The organism is Pseudovibrio ascidiaceicola (assembly GCF_900114245.1).
GTDB classification, from domain to species: domain Bacteria; phylum Pseudomonadota; class Alphaproteobacteria; order Rhizobiales; family Stappiaceae; genus Pseudovibrio; species Pseudovibrio ascidiaceicola.
Genome location: NZ_FOSK01000003.1, coordinates 109,245 through 129,467, shown reverse-complemented (window position 1 = coordinate 129,467; position 20,223 = coordinate 109,245). Strand labels below are relative to the sequence as shown.

18 protein-coding genes are annotated in these 20,223 nt (G+C 51.7%); 12 read left to right on the top strand and 6 right to left on the bottom strand.

Annotated features, from left to right (window positions below):
• Window positions 1–2: 2 nt before the first annotated feature.
• The 4 genes from metF (at window position 3) to BM231_RS07210 (ending at window position 6,955) form a co-directional block, all read left to right on the top strand.
• Window positions 3–923 (top strand): methylenetetrahydrofolate reductase [NAD(P)H], encoded by a 921-nt coding sequence (gene metF, locus BM231_RS07225; protein ID WP_063298221.1) that lies wholly within the window; start codon window positions 3–5, stop codon window positions 921–923.
• A gap of 90 nt (window positions 924–1,013) precedes the next feature.
• Window positions 1,014–4,760, top strand: a complete 3,747-nt coding sequence (gene metH, locus BM231_RS07220) for a methionine synthase (protein WP_093518090.1) — start codon at window positions 1,014–1,016, stop codon at window positions 4,758–4,760.
• Window positions 4,761–4,942: 182 nt separating this feature from the next.
• Window positions 4,943–5,539 carry an FMN-dependent NADH-azoreductase gene (locus tag BM231_RS07215; RefSeq protein WP_093518089.1) on the top strand — a complete coding sequence of 199 codons (597 nt, stop codon included), beginning with the start codon at window positions 4,943–4,945 and terminating at the stop codon, window positions 5,537–5,539.
• 606 nt (window positions 5,540–6,145) lie between these two features.
• Entirely contained in the window at window positions 6,146–6,955 is an 810-nt protein-coding gene (locus tag BM231_RS07210) for an extensin-like domain-containing protein (protein WP_093518088.1), read from the top strand.
• Between the two features lie 107 nt (window positions 6,956–7,062).
• Here the strand turns inward: BM231_RS07210 and BM231_RS07205 are convergent, their stop codons facing one another.
• Window positions 7,063–7,554, bottom strand: coding sequence for a BA14K family protein (locus BM231_RS07205; protein ID WP_084403835.1), 492 nt, complete (start codon window positions 7,552–7,554; stop codon window positions 7,063–7,065).
• A 326-nt stretch (window positions 7,555–7,880) separates the two neighbouring features.
• Here BM231_RS07205 and BM231_RS07200 point away from each other — a divergent pair, with 326 nt between their 5' ends.
• The gene (locus tag BM231_RS07200) at window positions 7,881–8,627 is read left to right on the top strand and encodes a HugZ family pyridoxamine 5'-phosphate oxidase (RefSeq protein WP_093518508.1); all 747 of its coding nucleotides are present in this window, start codon (window positions 7,881–7,883) and stop codon (window positions 8,625–8,627) included.
• Between the two features lie 83 nt (window positions 8,628–8,710).
• On the top strand, window positions 8,711–9,367 hold the full coding sequence (locus tag BM231_RS07195; protein ID WP_093518087.1) for a class I SAM-dependent methyltransferase: 657 nt from the start codon (window positions 8,711–8,713) through the stop codon (window positions 9,365–9,367).
• Here the strand turns inward: BM231_RS07195 and BM231_RS07190 are convergent.
• Window positions 9,351–10,034 carry a glutathione S-transferase gene (locus tag BM231_RS07190; protein WP_093518086.1) on the bottom strand — a complete coding sequence of 228 codons (684 nt, stop codon included), beginning with the start codon at window positions 10,032–10,034 and terminating at the stop codon, window positions 9,351–9,353. The genes BM231_RS07195 and BM231_RS07190 overlap by 17 nt on opposite strands.
• Entirely contained in the window at window positions 10,027–10,599 is a 573-nt protein-coding gene (locus BM231_RS07185) for a thioesterase family protein (RefSeq protein WP_208860166.1), read from the bottom strand. Before BM231_RS07185 ends, BM231_RS07190 begins: the two co-directional genes overlap by 8 nt.
• A gap of 163 nt (window positions 10,600–10,762) precedes the next feature.
• On the opposite strand from BM231_RS07185, the gene BM231_RS07180 reads away from it, so the two are divergent.
• The 5 genes from BM231_RS07180 (at window position 10,763) to BM231_RS07160 (ending at window position 14,737) form a co-directional block, all read left to right on the top strand.
• Window positions 10,763–11,545, top strand: a complete 783-nt coding sequence (locus tag BM231_RS07180; RefSeq protein ID WP_093518065.1) for a sulfite exporter TauE/SafE family protein — start codon at window positions 10,763–10,765, stop codon at window positions 11,543–11,545.
• Between the two features lie 97 nt (window positions 11,546–11,642).
• Window positions 11,643–12,443, top strand: a complete 801-nt coding sequence (locus tag BM231_RS07175) for a sulfite exporter TauE/SafE family protein (RefSeq protein ID WP_093518063.1) — start codon at window positions 11,643–11,645, stop codon at window positions 12,441–12,443.
• Window positions 12,444–12,536: 93 nt separating this feature from the next.
• Complete coding sequence (locus BM231_RS07170) at window positions 12,537–13,514, top strand: calcium/sodium antiporter (RefSeq protein ID WP_093518061.1); 978 nt, start codon at window positions 12,537–12,539, stop codon at window positions 13,512–13,514.
• A 606-nt stretch (window positions 13,515–14,120) separates the two neighbouring features.
• Window positions 14,121–14,354 (top strand): type II toxin-antitoxin system Phd/YefM family antitoxin, encoded by a 234-nt coding sequence (locus BM231_RS07165; RefSeq protein ID WP_093518059.1) that lies wholly within the window; start codon window positions 14,121–14,123, stop codon window positions 14,352–14,354.
• Complete coding sequence (locus BM231_RS07160; protein WP_093518057.1) at window positions 14,351–14,737, top strand: type II toxin-antitoxin system VapC family toxin; 387 nt, start codon at window positions 14,351–14,353, stop codon at window positions 14,735–14,737. The genes BM231_RS07165 and BM231_RS07160 overlap by 4 nt, the downstream gene beginning before the upstream one ends.
• Before the next feature lie 212 nt (window positions 14,738–14,949).
• On the opposite strand, the gene BM231_RS27455 is transcribed toward BM231_RS07160, so the two are convergent.
• The 3 genes from BM231_RS27455 to BM231_RS07150 all read right to left on the bottom strand — a co-directional run bounded on the left by BM231_RS27455 (window position 14,950) and on the right by BM231_RS07150 (window position 19,433).
• The gene (locus tag BM231_RS27455) at window positions 14,950–15,072 is read right to left on the bottom strand and encodes a hypothetical protein (protein WP_280142328.1); all 123 of its coding nucleotides are present in this window, start codon (window positions 15,070–15,072) and stop codon (window positions 14,950–14,952) included.
• Window positions 15,069–15,659, bottom strand: coding sequence for a hypothetical protein (locus tag BM231_RS07155; protein WP_093518055.1), 591 nt, complete (start codon window positions 15,657–15,659; stop codon window positions 15,069–15,071). The genes BM231_RS27455 and BM231_RS07155 overlap by 4 nt, the downstream gene beginning before the upstream one ends.
• A gap of 174 nt (window positions 15,660–15,833) precedes the next feature.
• Window positions 15,834–19,433 carry a hydantoinase B/oxoprolinase family protein gene (locus BM231_RS07150; RefSeq protein WP_093518506.1) on the bottom strand — a complete coding sequence of 1,200 codons (3,600 nt, stop codon included), beginning with the start codon at window positions 19,431–19,433 and terminating at the stop codon, window positions 15,834–15,836.
• A 235-nt stretch (window positions 19,434–19,668) separates the two neighbouring features.
• On the opposite strand from BM231_RS07150, the gene BM231_RS07145 reads away from it, so the two are divergent.
• Window positions 19,669–20,211, top strand: coding sequence for a winged helix DNA-binding protein (locus tag BM231_RS07145; protein WP_093518053.1), 543 nt, complete (start codon window positions 19,669–19,671; stop codon window positions 20,209–20,211).
• Window positions 20,212–20,223 lie beyond the last annotated feature (12 nt).

The following is a 20,223-nucleotide window of genomic DNA, read 5'->3' as shown; positions in this document are numbered from 1 at the left end:
TTATGAGCGAACATAGTATCGATCGCCGTTTTAGGCTCAATGGAGCCTCTGACATCTCCGTTTCTTTCGAGTTTTTTCCTCCAAAGAGCGAGAAGATGGAGCAACAGCTTTGGTCGTCAATCAAACGGCTTGAGCCTTTGGGCCCAAGCTTTGTTTCTGTCACCTATGGTGCTGGCGGATCTACCCGTGAGCGTACTCACTCTACGGTTTCGCGTATTGTGAATGAGACAGCTTTGAAGCCAGCTGCCCATTTGACCTGTGTGGATGCCACCAAGGAAGAAGTGAATGAAGTCATTCGCTCTTATTGGGATGCCGGTGTTCGCCATATTGTGGCACTGCGTGGTGACCCGGCTACCGGGCTCGGTGAAACCTACCATCCACATGAAGGTGGTTACCAGTCTACCGCTGATCTGGTGGCTTCCATTCGTTCCATTGGTGATTTTGAAGTTTCTGTTTCAGCCTATCCTGAGAAACACCCAGAATCTCCTAGCTGGGAAAGTGAACTGGATGTTCTGAAGGCGAAGGTGGACGCTGGGGCGACCCGTGCGATCACGCAGTTTTTCTTCGATAACGACCACTACTTCCGTTATGTGGATCGGGTTCGGGCTGCTGGCATCAATATTCCAATCATCCCGGGTATCGTTCCTGTGACCAGCTTCAAGGGCATTTCCGGTTTTGCGAAGAAAACTGGAGCTTCTGTTCCAGGTTGGTTGGCGCACCGGTTTGACGGTCTTGATGATGACCCTCGTACCCGTGAACTGGTTGCTGCAGCTGTTGCTGCCGAGCAGGTGATGAGCCTGGCAGATGATGGTGTTGAGGACTTCCACTTCTACACAATGAACAAAGCAGACCTCGTTTACGCGATCTGCCACATGCTTGGTCTTCGGGCAAAACAGGATGTGAAAGCATCTGTCGCTGCCTAAACCCAATCCACGTACATAAAAAGATATTTGTCGGATTACGGTCCCCAATCGTAACCCGCAAAAAATAAAGACTAGAAAAGATCGGATCCCATGAGTTTGCAGGTGAAAAAGACCGGTTCGGACATTTTTGCAGCCCTAGAAGCAGCCGCCAAGGAACGTATCCTTGTTTTAGATGGCGCTATGGGAACTATGATCCAGAATCTTCAGTTCAATGAAGCGCAGTTCCGAGGTGAGCGCTTCAAGAGCTGGAACCAGGATCTGAAAGGGAACAACGATCTTCTGATCCTGACCCAGCCAGATGCCATTCGTGATATCCACCTGCAGTATCTGAAAGCGGGCGCAGATATCATTGAGACCAACACGTTCTCATCGACTTCTATCGCGCAGGCTGACTATGCGATGGAGAGCATTGTTTATGAGCTGAACAAGGAAGGTGCCCGCCTTTGCTGTGAAGCTGTTGAGCAGATGAAGGCAATTGATCCGTCCCGCCGCCGGTTTGTGGCTGGTGGGCTTGGTCCAACAAACCGGACGGCCTCGATCTCTCCAGACGTGAACAATCCAGGTTTCCGTGCAGTTTCCTTTGATGATCTGAAGGACTCTTACGCTGAAGCGACCCGTGGTCTCGTTGATGGTGGCTGCGATCTCATTCTTGTTGAGACCATCTTTGACACCTTGAACGCAAAAGCGGCCTTGTTCGCGATTGATCAGGTGTTTGAGGAAAAAGGCATCAAGCTGCCGGTTATGATTTCCGGCACGATTACCGATTTGTCTGGCCGTACATTGTCGGGTCAGACACCAGAAGCATTCTGGAACTCTGTCAGTCATGCTGAGCCGTTTACGGTTGGCCTGAACTGTGCGCTGGGTGCTAAGGAAATGCGTGCGCATGTGGATGAGATTTCCCGTGTTGCGGATACTCTTGTTTGTGCCTATCCGAATGCGGGTTTGCCGAATGAGTTTGGTGAATACGATGAGAGCCCAGAGTACATGGCTGGCCTCATGAAGGAGTTTGCCGAGTCTGGGTTGGTCAACGTGGTTGGCGGGTGTTGTGGGACTACGCCGGATCACATCAAGGCCCTTGCTGATGCGATGGAAGGCTTGAAGCCGCGCGCCTTGCCAGAAGTGCCGCGCCTGATGCGTCTGTCCGGTCTGGAGCCGTTCACCTTCACCAAGGAAGTGAACTTCGTCAACGTGGGTGAGCGTACCAACGTGACGGGGTCTGCGCGGTTCCGCAAACTGATCAAGAACGATGACTACAATGCTGCGCTGGATGTGGCCCGTTCTCAGGTTGAGAATGGTGCGCAGATCATCGACATCAACATGGATGAGGGGCTTCTTGATAGTGAAGAAGCCATGGTTACCTTCCTCAATCTGATTGCGGCTGAACCGGACATTGCAAAGGTTCCAGTGATGATCGACAGCTCCAAGTGGACTGTCATTGAAGCTGGCCTGAAGTGTGTGCAGGGTAAGGCTGTGGTGAACTCGATTTCCCTGAAAGAAGGGGAAGAGAACTTCATTGCGCAGGCCAAACTGATCCGCCGTTATGGTGCTGCTGTTGTTGTGATGGCGTTTGATGAGACGGGGCAGGCGGACACGCTTCAGCGCAAGACTGATATCTGTAAACGCTCCTATGATGTGCTGGTGGACAAGGTTGGTTTCCCACCTCAGGATATCATTTTTGATCCGAATATCTTTGCGGTAGCGACTGGTATTGAAGAGCACGACAACTACGGCGTGGACTTTATTGAAGCGACCAAGTGGATCTCTGAGAACCTGCCATACGCTCATATTTCCGGCGGAGTTTCCAACTTGTCGTTCTCCTTCCGCGGGAATGAGCCGGTTCGTGAAGCGATGCACTCTGTGTTCCTGTATCACGCCATTCAAGTTGGCATGGACATGGGTATTGTGAATGCTGGTCAGCTGGCTGTTTATGATGACCTTCCTACTGAACTGCGCGAGCTGTGTGAAGATGTGGTGCTTAACCGGCGCTCAGATTCCACTGACCGCCTGCTGGATGCTGCTGATAAGTTCAAAGGTGTTGGTGGCAAGAAGCGGGAAGTTGATCTGACATGGCGCGAAGGTACTGTTGCCAAGCGTCTTGAGCACTCACTGGTTCATGGTATCACGGACTTTATCGTTGAGGACACGGAAGAAGCTCGTCTGAACTTTGATCGTCCGCTGCATGTGATTGAAGGTCCTTTGATGGATGGCATGAACGTGGTGGGTGATCTGTTTGGCGCCGGTAAAATGTTCCTTCCGCAGGTGGTGAAATCCGCCCGCGTGATGAAGGCGGCTGTTGCCTATCTGATGCCTTTCCTTGAAGAGGAAAAGCGCCGTAGTGGGTTGGACGAGAGTTCCTCCAACGGCAAGATCCTGATGGCGACGGTGAAAGGCGATGTGCACGACATTGGTAAGAACATTGTTGGCGTTGTTCTGCAGTGTAACAACTTTGAGGTTATCGACCTTGGGGTGATGGTACCAACGGCCAAGATCATTGATGAAGCGCGCAAGCATGATGTCGATATCATTGGGTTGTCCGGCCTGATCACACCTTCGCTTGATGAGATGTGTCATGTGGCTTCTGAGATGGAGCGTGAGGGTTTGGATATTCCGCTGCTGATTGGTGGTGCGACGACCTCTCGTGTTCATACAGCGGTGAAGATCCATCCTAACTACTCCAAGGGTCAGGCGATTTATGTCACTGATGCTGGACGTGCGGTGGGTGTTGCGTCCCGGCTGGTGAGTGAAGGCGGTCGTGAGACACTTTATGATGCAACGCGTGTTGAATATGCAGATGTTGCTGAAAAGCACGCACGGTCTCGGAACAAGAAGGTACGGGCGACCATCGAGAAGGCTCGTGAAAACCGCTTCAAGCCTAACTTTGACGGATATGCTCCAACCAAGCCTAAGTTCATTGGCACCAAGACATTCACCAATGTCTCGTTAGAGGAGTTGGTGAGATACATTGACTGGACACCTTTCTTCTCAACCTGGGAGATCAAAGGGGCCTATCCTGCAGTGCTGACAGATGACCGCTATGGTCCAGCAGCTCAGGCGCTTTATAATGATGCGCAGGAGATGCTGAAGGAGATCGTAGAGGGTAAACTGCTGCAAGCAAATGCTGTGGTTGGTTTCTGGCCTTGTGCTCAAGACGGTGATGACCTGGTGCTTTACACCGATGAGAGCCGTACAACTGAGCTGAACCGTCTTTATACCCTTCGCCAGCAGATGGACCGGAGTTCCTCTGATCGTGGGAACGTGGCTCTTGCGGACTTTGTTGCCCCGATTGACAGCGGTATCCCGGACTATGTTGGCGGGTTTGCTGTGACTGCAGGTATTGGTGAGGATGAAATTGCCAAGCGCTACGGCGAAGCTGGTGATGACTACAATAAGATCCTCAGTCAGGCGATTGCTGACCGTTTGGCAGAAGCACTTGCAGAGCGGATGCACGAACTGGTGCGTACTGAGCTTTGGGCCTATGCGCCGAATGAAGGTCTGTCTAATGCTGATCTGATTGCAGAGGACTACGATGGTATCCGTCCAGCACCGGGTTACCCTGCGCAGCCTGATCATACTGAGAAGGGTACTCTTTGGGAGTTGCTTGATGCGGAAGCGCAGACAGGCATCTCACTGACCGAGAGCTACGCGATGTGGCCGGGATCTGCTGTGTCTGGTCTCTACTTCTCCCACCCTGACAGTCACTACTTCGGTATTGGCAAGATTGAGCGGGACCAGGTGGAAGATTATGCAAAGCGTAAGGGTTGGGAACTGGCAAAGGCAGAGCGCTGGCTGGCTCCGATTTTGAACTACAACCCGATGGCTCGTGAAGCTGCCGAGTAACCTTTTGAAAAATTGAGATTTAGAAGGGCTGCGGATATTTTTCGCAGCCCTTTTTTTTGTCGGATTGTCGCTGGTGTGTGCAAGGACTGTTTCCAATTAGTGATCTAATCATTCGATGCGGTTCCACTATGTATGTTCAGGAGAAGACAATAGCTCCTGTTTTGGGGCATAGGAGATGACCGATGAAGAAGACAATTTTGAAGATCCATAGCTCAGCGGCAACGGCTACATCCGTAACCCGTCAGCTTTCCGATGAGCTTGCCTCTAAGATCTCCAATGACGGTGACACCGTTATTGAGCGTGATCTGAACTCCCCGATTACCTTCATCAATGAAGCGTGGATCGGCGCTGCTTACACCCCTGACGAGCAGCGCAGTGAAGATCAGAAAGAAGGCCTTGCGCTGTCTGATGCGCTCATCGCAGAGCTGAAAGAGGCGGATGTGCTGGTGATTGGTGCGCCGATCTACAACTTCTCTGTGCCAGCTGTTTTGAAGGCATGGGTTGACCAGATTGCACGTGTGGGTGTGACCTTCAATTACACCGAATACGGCCCACAGGGCCTTCTGACGGGCAAAAAGGCATACATCGTTGCAGCAGCTGGCGGCGTGCCTGTTGGCTCTCCAGCAGACTTTGCTGTGCCTTACCTCAAGCAGGTGCTTGGTTTTATTGGTGTGAGCGATGTGGAAGTTGTTGCAGCGGAAGGTGTTGCTGTTGACCGTGATGCAGCCATTGCACAAGCGCAGAGCACAATGGCTGGCCTGACAGCTGTGGCAGCGTAACTGATACGCAAAAGCAATTTATTATCTTGAGCCCACCTTGGTAACAAGGTGGGTTTCTTTGTGCATCTGGTGAAGTCTTGCCTTCGATTTTTATTTTGTGAAGGACTTGGTCAGTGTGGGGGAGGGGGACTATAGCAAGCCGATAACGACAGCACCAACAAATGCAAATGCAAGTGTAATTGCGACGGCGTTAAAGCTTCGTGTGACAGTCATGGATTTATCTCCCGTTACTCACTAGCTGTTTAAAGCTTATGTGACGGAAGCCGCCTTAGGAAGCAAAAAAATGCCATTTTTCATGGCACTGCTAGAAAAGCACCTAGGATCACTGAAAATTTCTATAGCGAATAATATGTGTAAAGCCGGAGGATACTTTCTGGTTGTTTTGTGAAAGACCGAGGGAATTCTTGCGTTTCCTCTGTCAAATCAATATGCAGGTTTTCTGCAGCTTCGCGAATGCTCGTCGGGCTATACTCTTGCTTTTCCCGGGGTGAATTGGGCGTGGATAGTTTAAAACATTCATGACAATTCAGGCGGGAAAACGGAAATATTCAGCATTGAATCAGGAACAGCACCGGGCAAACGTCTGTTCAAATCGAGGATTTCGAGGTGGGTTACAAGACAGGTGGGAACGCTGCCGGAAGACTTTTGTCTGCCGTTTTGGTTGTCGGCATGTGCATCGGCGCTGCACACGTTGGTGCCACACCGATGCCAAAAGCTCGTCCTTATGTTGGCAATTCAACCTTATTGCCTCCGATGCCTCTTCCTCAGAGCAAGGTGAGTGTTCAGCCTTCGCCTGTTCCAGTAGGTAAGCCGCTTTCTCTTGTTCCGGTACCTCTTGAGAACCAGCGCGTTTTTCCTCCAGCAAGTACTGCGAGGATGTGTGTGCTCCGTGGCTGGAGTGTTGAGATTTCAAGCGCTGTTGACGGGCCGGGCGGATGTGGGATTGATCAGCCTGTTTCTTTGCGCTCTGTTGTTGGCGGTGGTCAGGAAATTGGCTTGACGATGCCAGTGCAGATTGAGTGCGAGCTGGCGCAAAAGCTGGATGGCTGGATGCAAGATGTGGCGGTGCCTGCTGCTCGGCGGGAGCTGGGTGTTTCAATCACGCGCATTCGCACCGCTGCGGGGTATGCTTGTCGTGGCCGGAATAACAAACGCGGTGCGAAGCTCTCAGAGCACGGCAAGGGTAACGCCATCGACATTGCTGGTTTCTATTTGTCTGATGGACGGGAAGTGACCGTCGAAGAGGGCTGGGATGGCTCTTCAGCTGAAGTGCGTTTCCTGAGCAGCTTGCATAAGGGAGCATGTGAGCGTTTCACGACTGTGCTGGGACCAGAGGCTGACAGGTACCACCAAGATCACTTGCATTTTGATCAGGGTTGCCATGGCAAAGGCTGCAAGTATCGCGTTTGCAAATAAAGCAACCGGCTTGCGATTTGCTGGCCGGAAGCCAGATGTGGGAACGCCCACCTGATCGAGACGGGGCTTTATCTCTTTCAAGCGGGCGTGTTCTGTGATGACAGGGCTTACTGGCAGAAACGGTTTTTGCCAGAGTAGGTGCGATAGGTACCGGTGTTCGGGTTGAAGCTTCTGTATTTGTTGGTGCAGTATGCAAACCAAGCCGGGGACCACGGGGCTGGGGCTACAGCCTGAGCGTGATAAACCGGTGCTGGTTGGTGGTGCACCACTGGCGGACGGTATGCCGGTGGGCGATACGCTGGTGCTGGTGGACGGTAGGCTGGGCGTGGTGGTGCAACGTACTGAGGTTGCGGTGTCACTGCATTGCCGATGATGAGACCTGCTGCCAGACCGATAACGCCGATTGCAGCTGCTTCACCTGCATTGATGCCGTGCTTCTTATGCTTCCTCTTCTTACGCTTATGGTAATAGTTGTTTTCAACGTAAGTGTTGTTCTCAATGTACGTATTGTTTCGCGGGCCTGCCTGAGCTGCAGAAACGACTGGCAACATCATTGCCCCTGCAAGTGCTACTGAAATTACTGCTGATGCTTTAGCCATTTTCGTCTCCGTAAACGGTATTTCGTGTTTGTTGAGACTAATTAACCAGAGATGGCCTGAACCTTCTTTGAGAGCGCCATTCATCTTCTGTTCATGTAGATGAATAGGTCTGAAAAGTTATATAAATCAATTTATTAGATGCTTGAAAAAATGTTTAAGACACCAATTTCTCGCTGATTTTTAAGTTGAGTATGTTATTCACCTTACTTAAAGCAGCGTGTTGTCCTCTCTAGATTATGGAGGCCACTTTTCGGGAATACGCTTAAGTGGAGATAGACAAGATCCAAGAATCTGAGCAGGGTCAGATTGGGAAAAGTGAGGTTGGTATGGAAAAGAAGATAGATCCAATTCGTGAGACCACCGATGAAGCACGCGCTCTTGCCAAGAAGCTGATCAGATCTGTCAGATTTGCTTCTCTTGCTGTTCTGGAGCCAGAGACCGGCTACCCAATTGTCAGCCGTGTTGGTGTCAGCTCGGATGTTGTTGGTGTGCCGTTTATGCTTGCCTCCAGCCTTTCCAACCATTCTCAATGCCTTGAACAGGATCAGCGGGTGTCTTTGCTGATTGGTGAGCCGGGCAAGGGAGATCCACTGGCTCATCCGCGACTGACTGTCATCGGGCGCTTTGAGCGATTAAGCAAAGGGGATCCGCTGTGCATTGAGCTGCGCAACCGCTATTTGATGCGGCATCCAAAGGCCAAGCTCTATGTCGATTTTGCTGATTTTGACTGGTATCGCCTGCATGTTGAACGGGTGAATATGAACGGCGGATTTGGCAAAGCGTTCTTGCTGGATACCGAGGATGTCCTGTCTTCTGACGAAGAGCGTGAGCAGCTTGCGGCAACTGCGCATGATCTTGTTATTCGCATGAATGAGCGACACGCTGATGATATTGGTGCGTTTGCCTCGCAAACCTTCAAGGTTGGCGCGTCAAAATGGGGGCTGGTGAGTGTTGATGGTGAGGGAGCTGATTTCTTTGATGGAGAGGCTGTTTACCGCCATTTCTGGGATCAAACAGTGCCAGCTGCAGAGCTTGAAAAGCTGCTAATGCAAACTCTTGGTTGTTCTGTGTAAAACCATGACGTAGGGTTTTGCTCATGTTGTTGTTCTAGTATGGCAACTATGCATGCGTGAAGCAAAACAGGATTGGTGCGGAAATGAACAAAGAGAATTTGGATAGCGCGGCTGGGGCAGAGGTGTACTCCGACAAAACTCTGCGTATTTATGACCTGCTGGTTCTGCGGTTCTCCAACACGTTTCTGTGGCGTTGCTCCGCTTCAAAGGCACTGAGTTTCTTCAACCGCAATGTCAGTGCCAATCACCTCGATGTGGGGGTTGGCAGTGGCTATTTTCTGGAGCACGGGCGTTTTCCGGATAAGACGCGTCTGGTGCTGATGGACCTCAACCAAACCTGTCTGGACTATGCCAAGGCCCGCTCTGTAGTGGCAAATGTCAGCACGACCCAGGCTGATGTGCTTGAGCCGATTGACTGGACCGACGCCAAGTTTGACAGCATCAATCTGGGTTATCTGCTGCACTGTCTGCCGGGGTCCATGAAGCAGAAGTATATGGTGTTTGAGAACCTCAGACCGCTGTTGAATGATGGTGGGATCTTGTTTGGCTCGACCATTTTAGGGGAAGGGCAGAAGCCAAACTGGGCCGCGCGCAAACTAATGGGCTTTTACAACAGCAAGGGCATCTTCTCGAATGCTCAAGATAACCTCGATGATCTGCGGTCCATTCTGGAGACATACTTCAGGGATGTTACGATCGAGGTTGTTGGCGAAGTTGCGCTGTTTAAAGGACGTGTGTAGCTGCCTCTTGCGGGAAGAGTACAAGGTCATCCTCGGGTGACCATGGCTTCCATTTTGTGCCAAACACAGTTTTAAAATCCGGCTGGTCGATGCGTTCGCCCAGCCATTTTTTTACGCTTGCAGGAGCTTCGCGCTCAAAGCGTTCTTTATCTGCATTGGCGAACTGGCGTACGAACGGGAAGAGTGCCTGATCTGCGAGAGTCGGGCGATTTCCGAACAAATACGCTGAGCTTTCAAGGCGTTCAGCGAGCTTGGAGAGCTCCTGAATGGCGAGGGTGTAGTGTTCGTCTGGATCTGCACCTTCGTAGCGCGTGGAGTACTTGTATCTGTCCAGATTGCGTTTGAAGTCGCCGTCCATCTCTTCAATCAGCTGCAGCATTTTTTCCAGCGAGCCCGTCTCTGGTGAGAGCCAGCTCTGAGGGTCGTTTTGCTGCAAAGCCCAGAGCATGATCTCAAGGCTTTCCTCAATGACGGTTCCATCAGTCAGTTGCAGGACGGGAACGGTTCCCTTGGGCGAGATCTCCAGCATGTGGGCAGGCTTGTTGCGCAGCACGATTTCACGAAGGGCAACGGTTGTCTGGCTTGCGACCAATCCCAGTCTTGCGCGCATTGCGTAGGGACACCGACGAAATGAATACAGGATCGGGAGGGAGGTCTGCTCAGCCATGCTTTCTGTTGTCTGCCTTTGATTGATCGTTTTCAGCAGCTGGTATTTCTAATGAATCCACTGGAGCAATACCAGCAGATTTGCGTTCATAGGCCTGAATTGCTTTTTCTTCTTTCAAAAAAGCTTCGATATGCGGCTGCAGTGGGAGCTTCGTAGCCAGCGTTTCGGTTTCTTCCAGCACTGCTGTAGTTGGGACAAAGGCCTTTTGTGCGCGGTCGTACATGCTGACGCGCACCAGACCAGTGGCGGCAACGATGCCTTTCTTTGGGCCTTTGGTGAAGATGAAGCGTTGTTCCATCACACAGGCTTCGTCCGTCCAATACACAATCTCGCTTTCGAGCTTGAACGGCTCGCCAAACGGGAGCTCGCGCCGAAAACGGACGGTGGCGTGGTTGGCCAGTGGTGTCCATTTGTTGCGGAATATCGCCTTGCCAAGTTTGGTGCGGCTCATGTGGTCCACACGGCCAAAGTCCATCATGGCCAGATAGCGGCTGTTGGTGAGATGGATGTTCATGTCAATATCAGAGGGGAGAACACGCAGGCAGACAACAGACTTGCTGAACATATCTGCTAGTTTTTCCTGAAAAGGGAACTTAAGGAAATAAAGTATAAGTCTAAACCAGAGTTGCATTTCTTCTCCACGTGATAGCTCACGGGCTCTCACAAAAATCTAATGGATTTTCCAATAGGGAATTAAGTTTCCTATTACGTTAGGTGTGTTGTGCCAGATGTTTAAAGATTTTTCTAGTTATCTCTTTGTGTGGGAGATTGCGTATAGCTCAACGGAACTTGCTGCAATTGCGGGCGCTTTTTTCTTCGCGGCATTCGTCAAAGGCGCGACAGGCCTCGGGTTTTCAACGACTTGCCTGCCGTTTCTGGTTTACGCGGTGGGGTTGAAAAGAGGAATTCCGCTCATCTTACTGCCCAGTATTACCAGCAATATTCTGGTGATGGTCGATGCCGGATCTTTCAGGGAAATGGTGGTCCGTTTTCGCTGGATGTTGCTTGCAACTGTGCCGGGGATTCTGCTCGGCCTTTGGTTTTTGGATATTGCACCTGCTCAGGAAGCTGTGGTGGTGCTGGGTTTTGTGCTTATCAGCTATGCCTTGTTTGCTTTTTTCACACCGCACCTGAAACTTTCCTATGAGATGGAGCGGCTCCTTGGGCCTGTCAGTGGCTTTTTTACGGGCGTGGTGAATGGCATTACCGGTTCGCAGATCATGCCTGTGATGCCTTATCTGTTGTCGCTTAATCTGAACAGCGAGCGCTTTGTGCAGGCGATCAATTGCTCTTTCACGCTGTCCTCTTTTGTGATGGCGGGAGGGCTTTACTATCTTGGACTGCTTGATCTGAGTGCACTGGGTGTTTCTGCATTGGGATTGGCGTTTGTGTATCTGGGCACCAAGCTTGGCTCGTTGGTGCGTCAGCTGATGTCGCCCTCGGTCTTTAGAACATCAATTTTGCTGCTGTTGTTCGGGCTTGGCCTGAGTTTGTTGGTCAAAGGATTTTAGCGGCTCCGCTCTAGGCTAACTGGTGGTTGATGGATCCCTTCAGTTTGCCGCCGCAGATGATAGAGATTGTTGCAAGTTCGCGCCTAGGCTCTGCTTCATGATGGACATGGATGCAGACATGGCAATGGCGGCGGAGTATCTCGGCTATACGGCCTTTGAGATCGGCGTCATCATGTTTACGTTCTTCTTTGCAGCTTTTGTGAAAGGCCTTGCCGGGCTTGGGTTTACAACGATCTGTCTTGCTATCCTTGCCTACACGGTTGGCCTGAAGAAGGGCATCCCTCTTATTGTGGTTCCGGGGCTCATCAGTGATCTTATACTGGTTTATGAGGCCGGGTATTTTCGAGAGTCGTTTTCTCGCTTCTGGCGGATCTATCTTTATTCGGTGCCGGGTGTTGTCATTGGGCTCTGGTTTTTGGGCTGGGCCTCCACGCATTGGCTGACGATCCTGCTGGGGTTCGTCATCATGGCGTTTGTGGGATACGCGCTGTTGTCCAAGAACCTGAAGCTGAGAACGCACTGGGAGAAGATGGGGTGTTCGCTCTCCGGCTTTTCAACCGGATTACTGACAGGGATGACGGGCTCACAGTTGATGCCGATCACGCCGTTTCTGGTGTCTCTGGATCTGCCTCGCAGTCACTTCATTCAGACGATCAATAGCTTTTTCACCGTTGTGACCGCCACGATGATCCTTGGGCTGACTTATATGGGATTGCTGAACCTGGGTTCATTTGCAATCTCAATCACCGGACTGGTGTTTGTCTATATTGGTACAAAGAGCGGCAATTATATTGGTCGGCATTTCAGCCCGGCTTTGTTCCGCTATTGTGTACTGGTGATGATGTTTTCCTCGGGCCTTGGGCTCATCATAAAGGAGCTCTGGCTTAATGTAATGTGATGACCAGTCTTCTTGTAAACAGGTTGAAGGGTACTTAATTGCACATCAGTCTCAACCGCGAGCGTGAACCGCGCTTTAGGAAAGTTTTCTGACATGGTGATCCTTCAATTGATTGGGGGGCTTGTTCTGCTGCTTGTCGGCGGGGAAGCCCTTGTGCGCGGCAGTGTGGCTGTTGCGACGCGTCTGGGTGTTTCCAAGCTGTTTATCGGCCTGACGCTCGTTGGTTTTGGTACATCCATGCCCGAGCTTGTGGCGAGTTTACAAGGTGCGCTTGCAGGTTACCCCGGTGTTGCCATTGGCAATATTGTGGGCAGCAACATCGCTAATGTGCTGTTGATCTTAGGCATTACCTCTGTGATCTTGCCGATTGCGGTGAACCGGGAAGCGTTTCAACGCGATGGCGCTGTGCTTGTGCTTTCAAGCTTGATTTTACTGGGTGTGATCCTGACGGGATATTTGTCCCGACCGGCTGGTTTCATTCTGATTGCGCTGCTGCTGTCCTACACACTCTTCAGCTACTGGTCAGAACGCAAAGCAGGAAAAGCAGCAGCCCAAATTTATGAGGCTGAAGCAGATCAGGCGAGCTATCCGAACCTTTCCATTTGGTGGGGACTTGCGATTTTTGCCGTGGGTGTGGTTGGCATTGTTATCGGGGCGAGTTTGCTGGTGTCATCTAGCGTTGAAATCGCTCATCACTTTGGGGTCTCCGATGCGGTGATTGGTTTGACGCTGGTTGCGATCGGTACTTCTTTGCCTGAGCTGGTCACTTCGGCCATCGCTGCGGTGCGCGGCCATGCTGAGGTTGCGTTTGGCAACATTGTTGGCAGTAACATCTTCAACATATTCGGCATTGGCGGCGTAACAGCTCTTGTCGTGCCAATCCCGGTTCCCTCTGAGATCGCGCAGGTGGATATCTGGGTGATGGTGGGTACGGTTGTGCTGATGGCCATTGCCTGCATTACCGGTTGGCGAGTGAGCCGCAGGGAAGGCGTGTTCTTCCTCTGCTGCTACGTAGCTTATATGGCCTTTCAGCTGATGCCCGGCTTACGTGCTGCTGTTGGTATCGTGTGATCGCTACACAATACTCAGAGAAAAACTTATCCCCCTCCAGCCTAATGTACTTATGCTTTTCATATGCCTACGTAACGGGCTGCTGGCGGAGCGACCGTCAGTGTGTCGTAGGCTGGGCGGGGCTTCTGGAAGACGTAACGCACCTTCCAGAGGTCCGGTGAACCGAACTTCAAACGTGACCGCATGGTTTGAGGGGAAGGGCCCAGGACTATAGGGTATCACGCGGCGATAGATCCAAGAGCACCGGCAGTAAAACCTGCTTTTGCGAAAGTGTCTATCAAAGATGGAGGAACTGTCTGGCTAGGGAAACCTAACTGGATAAGCCATTGTCTTTTCAGGAAACTGACTATCGTGCCTTATAGGCAAAAGAGGCGACGTTGTTCATCCCAAGAAAGCCCGGGCAAGGCGTGTAGCCAATGCCGAAGAAACTATTTCAATAAGTAGCGCAGGCACTGCCTGCCGCCTTGCTCATCCCGACTTTCGGGAACTCTAGCTTCACCACTGCATGGGATGCCATGCGGTGCTGTTGGTGTTTGAGGGCGACTAGATTTGCAGATTTCTGCTCTCTGAGGTATTATTAGCTAAGTTTAGCTAAGGTAAGGTGCCATGAAGGTCAATATGCATGAAGCGAAGTCCAATCTATCCAAACTTGGCGAAAAGGTTTGGCAGGGAGAACGCGTTGTCATTGCTAAGGCAGGTAAACCTTACCTCGATCTCGTGCCGCATAAGGCACAGTTGAAACCGCGCAAACCGGGGCGCTTCAAGGGGCAGATCAAATTGGCACCTGACTTCAACGAAGAGATTAAAGAAGTTACCTCAGGCTTTGAGGGGGAGGAATGAGACGTCTTCTCCTCGATACGCATGCTCTTTTATGGTGGCTTGGTGGTGACGCGCAGTTAGGGGCCAAAGCGCAGGCTATAATTGCAGATCCTCATAATGAGGTTTTTGTAAGTGCCGCCAGCTCTTGGGAGATTGCAATCAAGCAGAACCTCGGAAAGCTCGCAGCTCCCAAAGGACTGGCCAGTATCATTGAAGAAGAAGGTTTCTTGGGCTTGCCAATCTCACTCTTCCATGGTGAGCAGGCTGGCTATCTCCCAGAGCACCACAAAGATCCGTTTGACCGAATGCTGATCGCACAAGCACAGGCGGAAGGTTTGGAGATTGTGACTTCAGATGAGAAGTTTGAGGCTTATGGAGTGCGGTTGGTGGGAGCTGAGGAATAAAAATGTCTGGCTGATGAAGCCAGACATTAAAGAAGCTTCTTGAAGTTTTTCTTGTTATCGATTCAGTACAATCACCGTAGTTAACAAAACTGTCTAACAGGGCGTATCGTTCTAACAAACAAGACTTCTACCTTGGCTTGGGAGATTCCTGCTCTTCCTTGATTGACCGTTCAGGAGGAGGTGGTGGAGGAGGTGGAGGGTTTTTGGGTTTTTCATCGGTCATCTTCTAGGTCTTTCTCTACTGGTTTCCGTTCCGGTGTCCAACCTTCTCGAATGACGCGTTCAGGTGGCGGCGGTGGAGGTGGTGGAGCTTTGTCTTTGTCCTTGCCGGTCATTTTGTGTTCCCTGCTGAACTTGGGTTGGTCAGCTCTATTTTGTAAGTACTGTCATGGAACTCTTTTTTTAAACTTCCTAAATGAAAGCATCCAAATGTTATTAATGTCAGGAATAGTGATAGGCTCAAGAAGCGATTGGAAAAATGAATATTATAAGATCTATTGTCATTACTTTTTGAATTTGTATCGGTGCAAGTAATGTACTTATCAATTAGGTAGTTATAGATAGCATTGCTTGTCAGATTTTCAGCGTCTTCATAGTCTGCATAGTGTTTCTCTAAAGTCTTGGCGTACTCTCTTGTAGCTCCTGAACTCGGAAGAAACCGGTACTCAGAGCCATGCCATGCAAATATTAGATAAGTAATGCTAAACGACAAGAGTATAGCGTTTAATATCATTAGTAAAATCCAGGCAGTGTAGAAATCTGCGCTCGTCGGAGTGACGTTGGATAACATGTAAGAAAGTACGCCAATGTTGGAAACTATTATGGCTGCTGGAATCTGTATGCGTGAGTTGATACTTTCTCTCATTTGGATTTCATGAAAGTAAAGCTCTTTATAGATCTCAAAAATATCAATATGTTTCATGATTCGTGGAATGCTATATGTTGTTTTAAAGATAATAACCCAGAAACTAGAGCGTTAAACTGAGAATATTTAATCAGTTTATATTTTTCTTTTAGAAGGTTCTGGCGTCAGCAAAATAAAAAACGCCCGACTGGGTGAGCCGGGCGTTTTTATTATTTGTGATCTTAAAGAAGCTTAGTCTGCCTTGCCCCAGCCGCCGCTGGTTGGGGGGACGACTGTGATTGCTTCGCCTGCTTCCAGAATTGTCTGGTCGCAGCCTTTCAGCTCTTCCATCTGGCCGGAATTGCGGCGCACGTAGGTGCGGCCTTTCTGGCCATCTTCGCCGCCTTGCATGCCTTTGGGTGCTATGGTTCTGTGGGATGCGAGGATTGCGCAGTCCATTTTCTCCAGGAAGCGGATGGTGCGTTTGGTGCCGTCACCCGCATGCCACTTGCCTTTGCCGCCTGTTTCCTTGCGGATGTGGAAGTCTTCCAACAGCACAGGATAGCGGAACTCCAGAACCTCAGGATCAGTGAGGCGGGAGTTGGTCATATGGACGTGAACGCCATCAGTGCCGTTGAAACCGGGACCAGCCGGAGAGCCGGAGCAAAGGGTCTCGTAGTACTGATAGGTGTCGTTGCCGAAGGTCAGGTTGTTCATGGACCCTTGCGAGTTCGCCATGGCACCAAGGGCTGCGAACAGCGCGTTGGTGATGTGCTGTGAGGTTTCCACGTTGCCTGCCACAACAGCTGCCGGATAATGCGGACGCAGCATGGAGCCTTCTGGCACCACAATGTTGATTGGGCGCAGGCAGCCTGCATTCATCGGGATGTGACCTTCGACCATGACGCGGAAGCAGTAGAGAACTGCGGCGCGGGTGACGGGTTCCGGTGCGTTGAAGTTGTTTTCTTTCATCTCGCTGGTGCCAGTGAAGTCCACGGTTGCTTCGCGCTTGTCCTTATCAACGGTGATCTTGACTTTAATGGTTGAGCCCTGATCCGTTGGGTACTCGTAGGAACTGTCTGCCAGTGCTTCGATCACGCGGCGGACGCTTTCTTCGGCGTTGTCCTGCACGTGGCCCATGTAGGCTTGCACGGTTTCCAGACCGAAATGGTCTGTCATCTTGCGCAGTTCCTGAACGCCCTTTTCGTTTGCTGCGATCTGGGCTTTCAGGTCAGCCACGTTCTGGTGAACGTTACGAACCGGGTATTTGTGGTTGGTGAGCAGCTCGACCAACGCTTCTTCACGGAACTCGCCCTGATCCACCAGCATGAAGTTGTCGAACAGGACACCTTCTTCATCCACTGTTGTGGCGAGCGGGGTCATGGAGCCTGGAGCGGAACCGCCGACATCAGCATGGTGACCACGGGAGGCTGCCCAGAACAGGATTTCGTTGTTGGCATCGTCGAAGACCGGAGAGACAACGGTGATGTCTGGCAGATGGGTGCCGCCATTGTATGGGGCGTTGAGTGCGAACACATCGCCCGGTCTGATCTTGCCTTTATTGAGAGAAATGATCGCCTCAACAGAACGGTCCATGGACCCCAGATGCACCGGCATGTGCGGGGCGTTGGCAACCAGTGCACCGTTTCGGTCAAAGACTGCGCAGGAGAAGTCGAGGCGTTCTTTGATGTTTACGGAGTAGGCGGTGTTCTGCAGGGTCACACCCATCTGCTCTGCGATGGACATGAAGAGGTTGTTGAATACTTCCAACATCACCGGGTCGGCGGTGGTGCCGAGAGCGACTTTCTTCTCCAGCGGGATGGTGCGGGTTAGAATGATGTGGTTTTTGGCGTTGACCTCAGCATGCCAGCCCGGTTCCACGACGATGGTTGCGTGTGGTTCCATGATGAGGGCAGGGCCTTGCAGCTTCATGCCCGGCTGGAACGCATCACGCTTGAGGATGGAGGCATCCTGCCATTTGCCGTTCGCGTAGAACTGGGTTTGCTCTGCAATGGCAGGGGCGTTTGCTGCCAGCGCTACGTCTGGCTCCTGCAGGCCAGCGCCGCCGCCAATGGCTTCCACTTCGAGAGCTTCGACCACAATGGTCTTGTTCTCGTAGGCAAAGCCGAACTGTTTGATGTGGTTCTGAGTGAAGGACGTGATCATAGCGTCGAGATCACCTGTGTTCAGATCCACAGCGATTGGTGTGTCGGTGCCGTCGTAACGCAGGTGCGCGCGTGGGAGGACGGTGAGTTCGTCTTCCGCAACACCCTGATTTTCGACTTCGCTCTTGGCGTCTGTTGCAAGACGCTGAGCCAGTTCTTCCAGAGCGGAGAGGTTGTCGGTGTTCAGCTCTTTGACGACTGCTTGTTGGCGGGTGGCGCGGATATCCGCAAGGCCCATGCCGTAGGCAGAGAGGATGCCGGAGAGCGGGTGGACGATCACGGTTTTCATGCCGAGGCTATCGGCCACCATACAGGCGCTCTGGCCGCCAGCGCCGCCGAAGCAGGTGAGGGCATATTCGGTGACATCATAACCGCGCTGAACGGAGATCTTTTTGATGGCGTTGGCCATGTTCTCAACAGCGATCTTCTGGAAGCCTTCTGCGACTTCCTCGCCGGTTCTGCCATCACCGATTTCAGCGGCCAGTGCGTTGAACGCGTCTTCGACTTCTTCGATTGCCAGAGGCTCGTTCTGGTTTGGGCCGAAGATTTTCGGGAAGTAGTCAGCGTTGAGTTTTGCTGTCATGACGTTGGCGTCGGTGACGGTGAGCGGGCCACCGCGTCGGTAACACTTTGGACCTGGGTTTGCGCCAGCGGAGTCGGGGCCAACCTGGAAGCGACCGTCTTTGTAGTGGAGGATGGAGCCACCACCTGCAGCCACTGTGTGGATCATCATCATTGGTGCGCGCATGCGAACGCCAGCCACCTCGGTCTCAAACGCACGCTCAAACTCGCCGTCGAAGTGGGAAACATCCGTGGAGGTGCCGCCCATGTCGAAGCCGATGAGCTTTTCGAAGCCTGCCATTTTGGAGGTTTCAACTGCGCCAACAACGCCGCCAGCCGGGCCGGAGAGAATAGCGTCTTTGCCCTGGAAGAGGGAGGCGTCGGTCAATCCACCGGAGGACTGCATGAACATGAGACGGCAATCGGTGTTCTGGATGTCGAGTTCATTAGCAACCTGATCCACATAACGGCGCAGGATTGGAGAGAGGTAAGCGTCAACCACAGTCGTGTCACCACGGCCAACCAGCTTCATGAGCGGGGAGACTTCATGGCTGACGGAAATCTGCGGGAAGCCGACTTGCTTGGCGATCTCCGCCAGCTGCTTCTCGTGCTCAGGGAAAGCGTAGGCATGCATCAAGACGATGGCGATGGAGCGTGTGCCATCAGCGTAGGCTGCTTCGAGCTGGGCTTTGATCTGGTCAAGGTCTGGAGCTGCTTCAACAGTGCCATCAGCGCGGACGCGTTCATCTGCTTCCAGAACCTGATCGTAGAGGAGCTCTGGTTTGATGATTTCTTTGGCGAAGATGTCCGGGCGGGCTTGATAGCCGATTTCCAGAGCGTCGCGGAAGCCTTTGGTGATGAGCAGAAGGGTGCGGTCACCCTTACGTTCCAGCAGTGCGTTGGTCGCGACTGTGGTGCCCATTTTTACCGCCCGGATCTGGTCGGATGGGATGCGGGTGTCTTTGGCAACGCCCATGAGATCGCGAATGCCCTGAATGGCGGCGTCTTTGTAGGCCTCAGGGTTTTCGGAGAGGACTTTATGGGCGCGTATTTCTCCTTGAGGTGTGCGTGCAACGATATCTGTGAAGGTGCCGCCGCGGTCGATCCAGAAGTCCCACTTGCCCATTGTCATGTTTTGTCCCACCTCGATTTGAAATCTTATTCTGTGATACATCTACAAAATGTAGACATATTGTCAATGTGAATATGCGAGAGTCAGGAGAAACGCAGCGATTGGTATTGAAATTTACGTGGATCGGTCTTTTAAGAGAGGTTGTGTGATCTACGTAAACTCTCGACATTATGTTGCGCGAGATGATGCGAATCTGCGCAATTCTAACTTGGTGGTTGTGAGGTCGAAAATGAGTGATGCTTTAGAGCAGAAAAATACTGGCGGGCTGGGCGTTGGACCGGTCGTGTCCTCATCGCACCTTGCATCAGGTGAATTGCCTGCACTGTCTGAAGTGGAATTTGCGGTGACGATGATGGTGAATGCCTATCATCGTTGGATGGTGCGATGCATGGCAGCTGCAGGGCAGGAGGGGTTATCCCCTCTGGAAACGCTTGTGCTTCACTCGGTCAATCATCGTGAACGCTCAAAAACGCTGGCTGATCTGTGCCTCGTTCTGAACATCGAGGATACGCACACGGTGTCTTACGCTTTGAAAAAACTGGAGAAGGCTGGCCTAGTGCAATCCGGTAAGCGCGGTAAGGAGAAAATTGCCGAAATTACTGAGGAAGGGTGTGCGCTTTGCGATGCTTACAAGCAGCTGCGTGATGCCTTGCTGGTGAAGCCTGTGAAAGAACTTGGACTTGATGAAGCCGAGTTGTCCCGGCTTGCATCTGTTTTGCGTAGTGTGTCAGGTCACTATGACCAAGCCGCGCGGTCCGCTGCTGCGATGTAACCTGATCGCAGC

Bases quoted from the DNA above. Each gene is read 5' to 3' on its own strand.
- BM231_RS07185 (WP_208860166.1), bottom strand. From the start codon at position 10,599: ATGTTCAGCAAGTCTGTTGTCTGCCTGCGTGTTCTCCCCTCTGATATT.
- metF (WP_063298221.1), top strand. From the start codon at position 3: ATGAGCGAACATAGTATCGATCGCCGTTTTAGGCTCAATGGAGCCTCT.
- BM231_RS07155 (WP_093518055.1), bottom strand. From the start codon at position 15,659: ATGAAACATATTGATATTTTTGAGATCTATAAAGAGCTTTACTTTCAT.
- BM231_RS07190 (WP_093518086.1), bottom strand. From the start codon at position 10,034: ATGGCTGAGCAGACCTCCCTCCCGATCCTGTATTCATTTCGTCGGTGT.
- BM231_RS07175 (WP_093518063.1), top strand. From the start codon at position 11,643: ATGATGGACATGGATGCAGACATGGCAATGGCGGCGGAGTATCTCGGC.
- BM231_RS07180 (WP_093518065.1), top strand. From the start codon at position 10,763: ATGTTTAAAGATTTTTCTAGTTATCTCTTTGTGTGGGAGATTGCGTAT.
- BM231_RS07160 (WP_093518057.1), top strand. From the start codon at position 14,351: ATGAGACGTCTTCTCCTCGATACGCATGCTCTTTTATGGTGGCTTGGT.
- metH (WP_093518090.1), top strand. From the start codon at position 1,014: ATGAGTTTGCAGGTGAAAAAGACCGGTTCGGACATTTTTGCAGCCCTA.
- BM231_RS07150 (WP_093518506.1), bottom strand. From the start codon at position 19,433: ATGGGCAAGTGGGACTTCTGGATCGACCGCGGCGGCACCTTCACAGAT.
- BM231_RS07215 (WP_093518089.1), top strand. From the start codon at position 4,943: ATGAAGAAGACAATTTTGAAGATCCATAGCTCAGCGGCAACGGCTACA.
- BM231_RS07165 (WP_093518059.1), top strand. From the start codon at position 14,121: ATGAAGGTCAATATGCATGAAGCGAAGTCCAATCTATCCAAACTTGGC.
- BM231_RS07170 (WP_093518061.1), top strand. From the start codon at position 12,537: ATGGTGATCCTTCAATTGATTGGGGGGCTTGTTCTGCTGCTTGTCGGC.
- BM231_RS07145 (WP_093518053.1), top strand. From the start codon at position 19,669: ATGAGTGATGCTTTAGAGCAGAAAAATACTGGCGGGCTGGGCGTTGGA.
- BM231_RS27455 (WP_280142328.1), bottom strand. From the start codon at position 15,072: ATGACCGGCAAGGACAAAGACAAAGCTCCACCACCTCCACCGCCGCCA.
- BM231_RS07195 (WP_093518087.1), top strand. From the start codon at position 8,711: ATGAACAAAGAGAATTTGGATAGCGCGGCTGGGGCAGAGGTGTACTCC.
- BM231_RS07205 (WP_084403835.1), bottom strand. From the start codon at position 7,554: ATGGCTAAAGCATCAGCAGTAATTTCAGTAGCACTTGCAGGGGCAATG.
- BM231_RS07200 (WP_093518508.1), top strand. From the start codon at position 7,881: ATGGAAAAGAAGATAGATCCAATTCGTGAGACCACCGATGAAGCACGC.